General features: G+C 51.7%; 1 protein-coding gene. It reads right to left on the bottom strand.

Features of this window, described 5'->3' with window-relative positions:
- Window positions 1-212, bottom strand: a 212-nt coding sequence (locus L2I46_RS29470; RefSeq protein ID WP_032266814.1) for an IS5/IS1182 family transposase, incomplete at its 3' end; no start/stop codon positions are given.
- Between the last annotated feature and the right edge of the window lie 22 nt (window positions 213-234).

Raw genomic sequence — 234 nt, 5'->3', positions numbered from 1 at the left:
CGCAGGGTCAGCCTGAATACGCGTTTAATGACCAGCACAGTCGTGATGGCAAGGTCAGAATAGCGCTGAGGTCTGCCTCGTGAAGAAGGTGTTGCTGACTCATACCAGGCCTGAATAGCTTCATCATCCAGCCAGAAAGTTATGGAGCCACGGTTGATGAGGGCTTTATTGTAGGTGGGCCAGTTGGTGATTTTGAACTTTTGCTTTGCCACGGAACGGTCTGCGTTGTCGGGA

The sequence above is a fragment of the Klebsiella sp. 2019SCSN059 genome (assembly GCF_021739525.1).
GTDB lineage: Bacteria > Pseudomonadota > Gammaproteobacteria > Enterobacterales > Enterobacteriaceae > Klebsiella > Klebsiella quasipneumoniae.
The sequence above is the reverse complement of the archived record's forward strand: the minus strand, read 5'-3'. Positions and strand labels throughout refer to the sequence as shown.